The sequence below is a fragment of the Streptomyces sp. NPDC007162 genome, assembly GCF_040634175.1.
In the GTDB taxonomy this organism is placed as follows: Bacteria; Actinomycetota; Actinomycetes; order Streptomycetales; family Streptomycetaceae; genus Streptomyces.
Window position 1 is genome coordinate 1 of the sequence record NZ_JBEYFC010000359.1, and the last position, 9,711, is coordinate 9,711.

Annotated in this window: 7 protein-coding genes; 3 read left to right on the plus strand and 4 right to left on the minus strand. The window is 71.4% G+C overall.

Annotated elements, in window-relative coordinates; genetic code table 11:
• The first annotated feature begins 32 nt into the window (after positions 1-32).
• Both ABZ646_RS32100 and mgtA read left to right on the plus strand, forming a co-directional pair.
• A complete protein-coding gene (locus ABZ646_RS32100) occupies positions 33-830 on the plus strand; it encodes a hypothetical protein (RefSeq protein WP_360526643.1) in 798 nt (265 codons plus the stop codon).
• Positions 827-3,454, plus strand: a complete 2,628-nt coding sequence (gene mgtA / locus ABZ646_RS32105; protein WP_360526631.1) for a magnesium-translocating P-type ATPase — start codon at positions 827-829, stop codon at positions 3,452-3,454. The genes ABZ646_RS32100 and mgtA overlap by 4 nt, the downstream gene beginning before the upstream one ends.
• Before the next feature lie 75 nt (positions 3,455-3,529).
• Here mgtA and ABZ646_RS32110 read toward each other — a convergent pair whose 3' ends face one another.
• The gene (locus tag ABZ646_RS32110) at positions 3,530-4,510 is read right to left on the minus strand and encodes a slipin family protein (RefSeq protein WP_360526634.1); all 981 of its coding nucleotides are present in this window, start codon (positions 4,508-4,510) and stop codon (positions 3,530-3,532) included.
• A 504-nt stretch (positions 4,511-5,014) separates the two neighbouring features.
• Between ABZ646_RS32110 and ABZ646_RS32115 the strand changes: the two genes are divergently transcribed.
• Positions 5,015-5,254 (plus strand): hypothetical protein, encoded by a 240-nt coding sequence (locus ABZ646_RS32115; RefSeq protein ID WP_360526637.1) that lies wholly within the window; start codon positions 5,015-5,017, stop codon positions 5,252-5,254.
• 277 nt (positions 5,255-5,531) lie between these two features.
• On the opposite strand, the gene ABZ646_RS32120 is transcribed toward ABZ646_RS32115, so the two are convergent.
• The 3 genes from ABZ646_RS32120 to ABZ646_RS32130 all read right to left on the minus strand — a co-directional run bounded on the left by ABZ646_RS32120 (position 5,532) and on the right by ABZ646_RS32130 (position 9,696).
• Complete coding sequence (locus tag ABZ646_RS32120) at positions 5,532-5,972, minus strand: DUF5994 family protein (RefSeq protein ID WP_360526640.1); 441 nt, start codon at positions 5,970-5,972, stop codon at positions 5,532-5,534.
• A gap of 33 nt (positions 5,973-6,005) precedes the next feature.
• Complete coding sequence (locus tag ABZ646_RS32125; RefSeq protein WP_358980228.1) at positions 6,006-6,866, minus strand: acyl-CoA desaturase; 861 nt, start codon at positions 6,864-6,866, stop codon at positions 6,006-6,008.
• Between the two features lie 1,378 nt (positions 6,867-8,244).
• On the minus strand, positions 8,245-9,696 hold the full coding sequence (locus tag ABZ646_RS32130; RefSeq protein ID WP_360526647.1) for an NAD(P)/FAD-dependent oxidoreductase: 1,452 nt from the start codon (positions 9,694-9,696) through the stop codon (positions 8,245-8,247).
• Positions 9,697-9,711: the final 15 nt, after the last annotated feature.

The window sequence follows — 9,711 nt, forward strand, 5'->3', positions numbered from 1 at the left end:
GCAATCCACACCAGGCCAGAAGGCCCTCACCCATTTCAAGATCGGCCAGTCGAGACCTGCATCACTGTCCACAACCTCCGTGGACAGAACACCTACTGAACAAGTCGCCGGAGGTCGTGCGGGTCTACTATCCGCCGGACGCCAACACCCTGCTGTGCGTGGCGGATCACGTGCTGCGCAGCCGCGACTACGTCAACGTCGTCGTCGCGGGCAAGCAGCCCTGCTTCGACTGGCTCGACCTCGACGCCGCCCGCGAGCACTGCGCCCGCGGCGCCGGCATCTGGGCCTGGGCCGGCACCGAGTCCGAGCGCGGCGAGCCCGACGTGGTGCTCGCCTGCGCGGGCGACGTACCCACCCTCGAAGTACTCGCCGCGGCCTCGCTGCTCCGTCACCACCTGCCCGAGCTCGCGGTACGGGTGGTCAACGTCGTCGACATCGCCCGGCTGCTGCCCGCGGAGGAACACCCGCACGGCATGCCCGACAGCGAGTACGACGCGCTGTTCACCCCCGACAAACCCGTCCTCTTCGCCTACCACGGCTATCCGTGGCTCATCCACCGGCTCGCCTACCGCCGCGCCAACCACCCGCACCTGCACGTACGCGGCTACAAGGAGGAGGGCACCACCACGACCCCGTTCGACATGGTCGTACGCAACGACCTCGACCGGTACCGGCTGGTCATGGACGTCATCGACCGGGTGCCCGGTCTCGCGGTCCGCGCGGCGGCGCTGCGGCAGCGGATGGCCGACGTCCGCTACCGCCATCACGACTGGATCCGCGCCCATGGGGCGGACCTGCCCGAGGTCGCCGAATGGACCTGGAGTCAGTGACCACGGAGTCAGTGACCACCCGTACGGCAGAGCTGCGGGTGGGGGATGCCGCCGCCCAGGACGCGAAGGCCGTGCTGGCCGCGCTCGCGAGCAGCCCCGACGGCCTGTCGGGGGGCGAGACGGGCGAGGCGGCCGAGCGGCTGGCGGCCTTCGGGCCGAACGCCGTACGCACGCACCACGTCCGCGTCCTGGCGGTCCTCGGGCGGCAGCTGCGCAGCGCCCTGCTGATCCTGCTGGCGGTGACAGCCGGGGTCTCGTACTTCTTCGGCGAGCGGACCGGCGCGATCATCATCGGGGGGATTCTGGTGCTGAGCGTGACACTGGGATTCCTCAACGAGTACCGGGCGGAGAAGGCGGCACAGGCCCTGCACTCGCGGGTGCGGCACACGGCCGTCGTGGTCCGGGACGGCGCGGCCGGCGAGGTCGACGTGACCGAGCTGGTGCCGGGCGATGTCGTACGTCTGACCCTGGGGCAGGTGGTGCCCGCGGACCTGCGCCTGCTGGAATGCACCGCGTTCGCCTGCGACGAGAGCGTCCTCACCGGGGAGTCCGCCCCCGCCGACAAGGACCCGGAGCCGGTCGCCGCGGGGGCGGCACTGGCCGAGCTGACCTCCTGCGCGCTGATGGGGACCGTGGTGCACGGGGGCAGCGCCACCGCAGTGGTCGTAGCCACCGGGGGCCGTGCCGAGTTCGGGCGGATCGCGCTGGGGCTGGGAGAACGGCAGCCGGAGACCGACTTCCAGGCGGGGCTGCGCCGCTTCTCCATGCTGCTCCTCAAAGTCGCCGCCGCCCTCACCACCGGGATCTTCGTCATCAACCTCCTGCTCCACCGCCCGCTGCTCGACGCTCTGCTCTTCTCGCTGGCCATCGCGGTGGGCATCACCCCGCAGCTGCTGCCCGCCGTGGTGAGCACGAGCCTGGCCACCGGCTCACGACAGCTGGCGCGGCGCAAGGTCCTCGTCAAACGGCTGGTGTGCATCGAGGACCTGGGCGACATGGACGTCCTGGTCACCGACAAGACCGGCACGCTCACCGAGGGCCGCATCCGTTTCGAGGCGGCCCTCGACCCGGCCGGCACACCCTCCGACACGGTGCTGAAGCTGGGCCTGCTGGCCACCGAGGGCGACCTCGACCAGGTGGGCGGGAACGCGCTGGACGTCGCGCTGTGGCAGGCCACGGACACACCCCCGGCCGGACACCACCGGCTCGCGCTGCTGCCCTTCGACCACGATCGGCAGCTGGGCTCCGCCCTCGTCGAGCGTCCGGACGGCAGCCGCCTGCTCGTCGCCAAGGGCGCGCCCGAGGCGGTCCTGGCCCGCTGCGGTGACGTACCGGAGGCGGCCGCGGCAGTGCTCCAAGAGCACTTCGCGGCGGGCAGCCGGGTGGTCGCCGTGGCCACCCGGGACACGGACGGGCAGACATCCCTCACCGCCGCCGACGAGTACCGGCTGCGTCTGGCCGGCTTCCTGGTCTTCCTCGATCCGCCCAAGACCGGCGCCGCCGCCTCACTGCGCCGCCTCGCCGACCTCGGCATCACCGTCAAGATCTGTACCGGCGACAACGCGCTCGTCGCCCAGAAGGTCTGCGCCGACCTCGGCCTGCCGCCCGGCCGCGCCCTCACCGGCCAGGACATCGGTCAGCTGGACGACGAGGAGCTGACCCGTGCGGCCGAGACCACCACCGTCTTCGCCCGCGTCTCGCCCCAGGACAAGGCCCGAGTCGTACGGGCGCTGCGGCGCCGAGGCCGGGACATCGGGTTCCTGGGCGACGGCGTGAACGACGCGCTGGCCCTGCACGCCGCCGACGTGGGACTGTCCGTGGACACCGCGACCGACGTGGCCAAGGACGCGGCCGACGTCCTCCTCCTGGAGAAGGACCTCGGCGTCCTCGCCGACGGCGTCACCGAGGGCCGCCGGATCTTCGCCAACACCATCAAGTACGTCCTGATGGGCACCTCCAGCAACTTCGGCAACATGTTCAGCGCGGCCGGAGCCTCCCTGGTGCTGCCGTTCCTGCCGATGCTGCCCTCGCAGATCCTGCTCAACAACCTCCTTTACGACGCAGGGCAGTTGACCATCCCCACCGACCACGTCGACTCGGAGCAGCTGCGGGCGCCCTCGCACTGGGACATCGCCTTCATCCGTCGCTTCATGCTCTTCTTCGGGCCCGTCAGCTCCCTCTTCGACTTCCTCACCTTCGCGGTCATGATCGAAGTCTTTCACGCCGGCGCCGACCTGTTCCGCTCCGGTTGGTTCGTGGAATCCCTCGCCACGCAGGCACTGGTCGTCTTCGCCATCCGCACGCGCCGGGTGCCGTTCTACCGCAGCCGGCCCAGCCGCCCCCTGCTGGTCAGCGCCCTGGGTGTCGTCGCCGTCGGTGTCGCGCTGCCGATGTCCCCGCTCGCGGGACCACTCGGCTTCCGGTCCCTGCCGCTCGGACTCGTCCTCGCTCTGGCCCTGATGGTCGTGGTCTACCTGGTACTGATCGAGGGCGCCAAGCATGTCTTCTACACTCGGGCCGACGCGCGGGCCGCGCTTCCACCGGTCCGCCACCGCACCCTCCGGCATCGCATCCAACGGCGGGCCGGCCGCTTCAGCCACCCGGGACCGCTGCGACCCCGGTGACACGCTGTCACCGGGGCCAGCAGCTGCACCACCTTGCACCGAGACGATCACGTCACCCCGGGCGGCCGGGAACGGTCAACCGCTCAGGGATTCCTCGGCGTCCCGGCACGTCGGCCAGTTGTCCCGCCGCTCCCGAGCCACCTCCGCGCGGCTGCCGGCCCGCTCTCCGGGCAGGGAGACCGACGGTGTGAGGGCCGGTGTGGCGGTGGCGGGCTCGGGGATCACGGCACTGGTGGACAGCGCGGGGCGCCTGGCGGTCCGGTGCACGAGCCGTCCGGCGGACTCGCCGTCGGTTTCCCTGCTCTGGTGGTCGAAGAAGCGGAGCATCTCCACGGGGAACGGCATCACGAGGGTGCTGTTCTTCTCGGCCGAGACGTCCACCACGGTCTGCAGCAGCCGCAGTTGGAGTGCTCCGGGGGTGTCGGCCATCGTCGCGGCGGCGTCGGTCAGCCGCTGGGACGCCTGGAACTCTCCGTCGGCCGCGATGACCCGCGCGCGGCGTTCCCGCTCGGCCTCGGCCTGCTTCGACATCGAGCGCATCATCGACTCCGGAAGGGCTATGTCCTTGATCTCGACGCGTTCGATGCGCAGTCCCCAGGGCTCCTCGGTGGGGGCGTCCATCACCTTCTTGAGTTCCGCGTTGATGTGGTCGCGGTCGGAGAGCAGCGTGTCCAGGTCGGCCCTTCCGATGACCGAGCGGAGCGACGTCTGCGCGATCTGGGAGACGGCGGCAGGATAGTTGCGCACGTTCACCAGGGCCTTGACGGGGTCGATGACCTTGAAGTAGACGACCGCGTCGACGGTGAGCGTCACGTTGTCGGCGGTGATGGATCCTTGCGGCGGGATGCCGAGGACCTCGGTCTGGACGGACACCTTCCGCATCCGGTCCCCGATCGGCCGGATGACCCGCAGGCCCGGCCCGCGGATGTCCGGCAGCAGCCGTCCGAAGCGGAACACCACGCCCTTCTCGTACTGCTGGACGTTGCGCACGCTCAGGGCGAGCAGGACCAGCCCCGCCACGGCGCACACCGCCAGCACGGTGATCAGAACACCCATGGTTCTCACTTTCCTTACGTCGATGACGGTCCCGGTCCCGAGCGGTCCGGGGAGCACACGGCGCGGGAGGACCCCGGCCTGTCGTCTGCGGTGCGGCCGGGGTCTCGGGCTGCTTTTGAGGCTCTGTTGTGTCGGCCCGGCTCAGCCGGAAGAACTCTGAAGTGCGTCGGTCCGATCGGCCCTCCGCAGGACCGGGGTGCCGGGAAGCACCGGCTCGCCGCTGGTGTCCACAAGGAGTCTGCCGGTGTTCATGGCGACTCCTTTCCCTCACCTACGGGTGCGTCGGCCCTTCCTCGGCCGGCTGCGGCCGGGGGGGCCACCACGGTTCCCACCGCTCTCACCGCGCCGTCGGCGGAACGTATACGGCCGGGATCTGCGGGCGCCCTGCCGGATCGCGGACTTCGTGGTCTTCTTCGGAGTCCCCAGGCCGTCTGCCCCGCCGGGTCGGCCTCCGATACTGTGCGCAGGCGCGCCGCCTCCATCATCAGCCGGCCCACTTGCGAGGTGCGCAGGCAGTCTCTGCCGGCGGCCATCAGCCAGAGGGCCGAGACGGGCGTCGGCTGCACCTGCCCGCCCAAGGACGTCGCACCCGGGGAGGCCGACCAGTACGGCTGGTCCGTCAGGCCCCTGGTGATCCGCCCCGACAGCGGATCGAGCACGGCCGTCGGCGAGGAACCGAGGGGAGCGGAAGGGATCCGGAGTGGCCTCGAGGAGCGCATCATTCCGAGGATCGGCGTGGGGTAATCGGTCGCAGTCATGACGCGAACCCTGCTCCTGGCCGATCGGAACCGGCCCGGCGTGGTCAAATCGCCGAAAGCGACAACGGCATGGAAGCCGGTGCACGAAATACCCTCGGTAACACCAGCTTACTCCTCCGACGGTCCGAGCGGACTCCCGTCCGGGCAGCGCGGGCGGCCCAGGACCGGGCACGTGGAGCCCGCCCAGCCGGGTCCGGTGACAAAACACCCCCCAGGCCCGCACCCGGGGTGCCGCGGACCCGGGGGTGGTCCGACGGCCGCCGTCAACGGACTGCGACTCTCCACCCCACACTGACATCCAAAGCGGTGGCCATACTTCCCATCAGCCGCCCGGCCTCCGCGCCCGTGGCGGCGGGCGGCACCACCATCAGGTCCCACCGGCCGCGGCCGGGCGCCAGCAGGCAGACGGTGGACGGGGAGTGCTGGGTGGTCGTCCGGCGCAGGCGTACGACCTGGTTGGCGACGAGCAGCCGGTTCGGGAACGGGGACCATACGGCCTCGTCCACGAGGACGCTGGTGACCTGTCCCCAGGCGTGCGGCAGTCCGGCCAGCAGCCTGGGCAGTTCGGTCGCCAGATCGGGCGAGCGGGGCCACCAGGCGCCGTCGATGCGCTGGGCCACGTGGCCCTGTGCCGGCTGGGACACCAGGCGCAGGCGGACGGCGGCGGACGGCGATGAGAGTGGGGGCGGTGGGGCATGTGTCATGGGAACTCCTGAAGGGGATGCGGTCGCTCGGGTTCATGCGCGGCGGGCGGCGATACGGTCCGGGGTGGGCCAGCGCACGTCCCTGGCCCAGCCGAGGCGTTCGAAGAGGAGGATCACGGCGGCGGACGGGTCGAGCTGGCCGCGGTCGACGCCGTGCCGGGCGCAGGTGGGGTCGGCGTGGTGCAGGTTGTGCCAGCTCTCGCCGAACGAGAGCAGGGCCAGGGGCCACAGGTTGGTGGCGCGGTCGTGGCGACGGGTATGGAACGGGCGCTGACCGATCACATGGCAGAGGGAGTTCACGCTCCACGTGACGTGGTGGAGCAGGGCGATGCGGACAAGTCCCGCCCACAGAAGGGCGGTCAGGGCGGACACCCAACTGCCGCCGATCAGCCACCCCACGGCGAAGGGCAGGGCGAGGGTGAGCACACACAGGGCCGGGAAGGCCCTGGACACGGCCCGGATGTCACGGTCGGCCAGCAGATCGGGAGCATAACGCGTCGCGGACGTGGGGTCGTTGCGGAACAACCAGCCGACGTGGGCATCCACCAGTCCCCGCAACTGGCCGCAGACAGACGTGCCGTAGCGATACGGAGAGTGAGGATCGCCTGGCCGGTCGGTGAAGGCGTGATGGCGGCGATGGATGGCGACCCAGCCGATCACGTCCCCCTGGAAGCTCATGGACCCGGCCACCGCGAGCGCGGTGCGCAGCGGCCGTACGGCCCGGTAGCTGCCGTGGGTCAGACCACGGTGGAAGCCGACCGTGACGCCGAGGCCCGTGACGGTGTAGAGCACCGCCGCGAGCAGGACATCGACGGGATGGATCAGGCGCCCCCACAGCAGCCAGACGGCCAGACCGAGTGCCAGGAACGGGAGGAAGACGATCAACGCCGTGATCGCCAGGTACAGCCGCTCGCTGCCCGTGCGCTCGGCAGCCGTTCGCTCGCGCGGGAAGGGTGCCCTTCCGTCGTACTCCGGGACGGCGGGGCGCCTTCCGGCGGGACGCCGGACGGGGAGCGGAGGATAGGGAGAGACATGCGCGGTCCTTGACCTCAGTGACGACGGTGCGGCCGGGGTCTTGGGCTGCGCCTCTTGGACGGTGGGTGCGTAACGGCATCGCAGAGAGCGGATGCGAGTCGCGCGGACGGTGGAAACAGGAGCTACGTGGGCTTGGACTGACCAGGACGTGGAGAGTGGGCGGCGGGCCGTCAGGCGGTCTCGCCCTGGTGGGTGCCATAGGCGGGCGCTCGGTGGAGTCGAGCCAAAGGCCGGGCGGACCGACGGCGCGCGAGTCATCCATGGTGAGGTGCAGTCGCGTGCCCGCTCCTGGGGCCGCGACGAGGACGAGACCGGTCCGGACACCGGCGTACGACGTGCCCTCGACGTTGTCAGCGTACTCCTGCCGCTCGGGACAGCAGCTCCGGCGCATCTTCGTGGTGTGGCGGCCGCCGAAACCACCGGCCGATGCCCGATGACGGGATGACAACAGGTCGCCCTGGTCGGTGAGATCGGCGGGCGCGGGTATCTGCACCACCTGCCAACAGCCCCTGCCCAGCTGGACATATACGGCACCAGGGCCGAGACAGACCTGACGGAGTCCTACTCGGCGTCTTGTACGAAAGCGGCTGCCCAGAACGCACTCTGGCCTGTGGCTGTGGTGGAAGCCGTCTTTGGGGAGGGGCCGGACACCTTCGCGCGAAATCCCAGGACACCTTCGCGGAGGTCACCAACGGTCCCCCCGCCGGCGATCCGACCGTGAACCCAACTCCGAAGGTACAAGCGGCTGCAAGAGGCTCCCGAACCTCGGCGCCTGCCGGTCACGTTGCGAGGGCTCTCGGAGGTGGCGGGTTGCAGGGCGGTCCGGCCGAGATCTGTCCGTGGCGTCCTGGCAGGTCTGCGGTGAGAGCCCGACGGAGCCTGCGGCGGCCCCGAGGTATCACTGGGAGTGCTCCTGACGAATACGCGCGGTGTGGGAGGGTCACGGTGGACATGCTCGGGTAACTGGCCGGCCTCGGGCTGGAGTGGACCGGGTCGGCCACGGGCTGTCCGGGTGGGCCGGCATCAGATGACGGCTCACCTTGTGAGGTCGAGCGGCAGATGTTCAGTTCGTTGGGAGGGCGGGGGCATAGCTCGTCGCGGGCCGGGTCACCTACCGCACGTGGACGGAGAGCAACCGTCTGATCGAGCTCGTCCGCAAGGTCAACGGCGCCGTGGGCTGGAACCTTGGGTCCGAGCAGGGCTCCAATGGCCTGGGCTGCACGAGCGAGGAGCGCCTCTACGTGCGCGAGTCCTGGGAGCGCTCCTGAGCCTGCCAGGTCGGGCGGCCCCCCAGGTGGCGCAGTGCTGATGCCGCCGCCCCGGCGCCGCACATGCCGTGCACCCCAGGGCCGGGTGGGGTGGCCGCTGAGCACAGGAACACTCCGGGCAGGCCAGTGGCGTAGGGGTCCAGCGCCGGGCGGGCGCCCAGGAGGAGCTGGGAGACTGTCTTCGCTCCGGTGAGGATGTCGCCGCCGGTGAAGTTGGGGTTGGCCGCGGCGAAGTCGGCGGGGCGGGTGACGTGTCGGCCCACGATTCGTTCGCGTGCGCCGGGGGCGAAGCGTTCGAGCTGCCGGAGGATCGCCTCCGTGGCGTCCCCGTCGTAACCGTGCGGAACGTGGGCGTACGTCCAGACGGGGTGGACGTCGCCCACCGACCGGGAGGGGTCGGCAAGGTACTGCTGGCCGACCAGGACGAAGGGCCGCTCGGGCATCCGGCCCTGCGTCACGTCCCGTTCCGTCAGGGCCACTTCGGCGAGCTGACCGCCGAGGTGCACGGTCCCGGCCCGTCGTGCCCGCTCGTCCCTCCAGGGCACGCCGCCCTCGACGGCCAGGTCCACCTTGAAGGCGCCAGGGCCGCGGCGGAAGCGCCGGTACGCGCCCGTCACGCGGGCGGGCAGCCTGTCGCCGTAGAGGGCGGCGACCTGGCCGGGGTCGAGGTCGAGCAGAGTCACGTCAGCGGGCGGGATCTGCCGCCGGGCGGTGATCCGCACGCCGGTCTCGATCGTGCCGCCGGCCGCGAGGAGAGCCGCGGCCATGCTGCGGGCGATGGACTGCGAGCCGCCCTCGGCGACGGCCCACCCGGCGGCGTGGCCGGAGGTGAGGATGCCGAGCCCGATCGCCGAGACGAGCGGGTCCCAGAACGGCCGGAACGCGTGCGCCGCCACCCCGGCCCACAGGGCCTGGGCCTGCGGGGTCCGGAAGAGGCGCGCGAGGACCGCGGGAGGCAGCACGGCCGGGAGGCCGAACCGGGCGAGCAGCAGCGGGTGCGCCGGGATCCGCAGCAGCGGACCCATCACGTCGTGCGCGAGGGCGTCCCAGCGCCGCACCAAGGGCTCCACCAGGGCCCGGTAGCGGCGGCCGTCCTGGCCGAGCCCAGCGGCGGTCTCCGTGACGGAGCGCAGCAGGGCCCCGGCAGTCCCGTCGTCCAGCGGGTGCACACAGTCGATCTCCGGCAGCCGCCAGCGCAGCCCGTGGCGTTCGAGGCCGAGGGCCCGGAGCGCGGGCGAGGTGACGGCCATGGGGTGGATGGCCGAACAGTGGTCGTGCAGCAGGCCGGGCAGGATCGCCTCGTGGCTGCGCGTGCCGCCGCCGACCTCGTCGGCGGCCTCCAGCAGCGTGACGTCCAGGCCATCCCGCGTGGGGGGCGGGTTCCGTAGTCGTCCGGGGTGAGGTGTCGGGAGCGGGCTCAGGGGTGTCCTCGCCCC

Bases quoted from the DNA above. Each gene is read 5' to 3' on its own strand.
- ABZ646_RS32110 (WP_360526634.1), bottom strand. From the start codon at position 4,510: ATGGGTGTTCTGATCACCGTGCTGGCGGTGTGCGCCGTGGCGGGGCTG.
- ABZ646_RS32120 (WP_360526640.1), bottom strand. From the start codon at position 5,972: ATGACACATGCCCCACCGCCCCCACTCTCATCGCCGTCCGCCGCCGTC.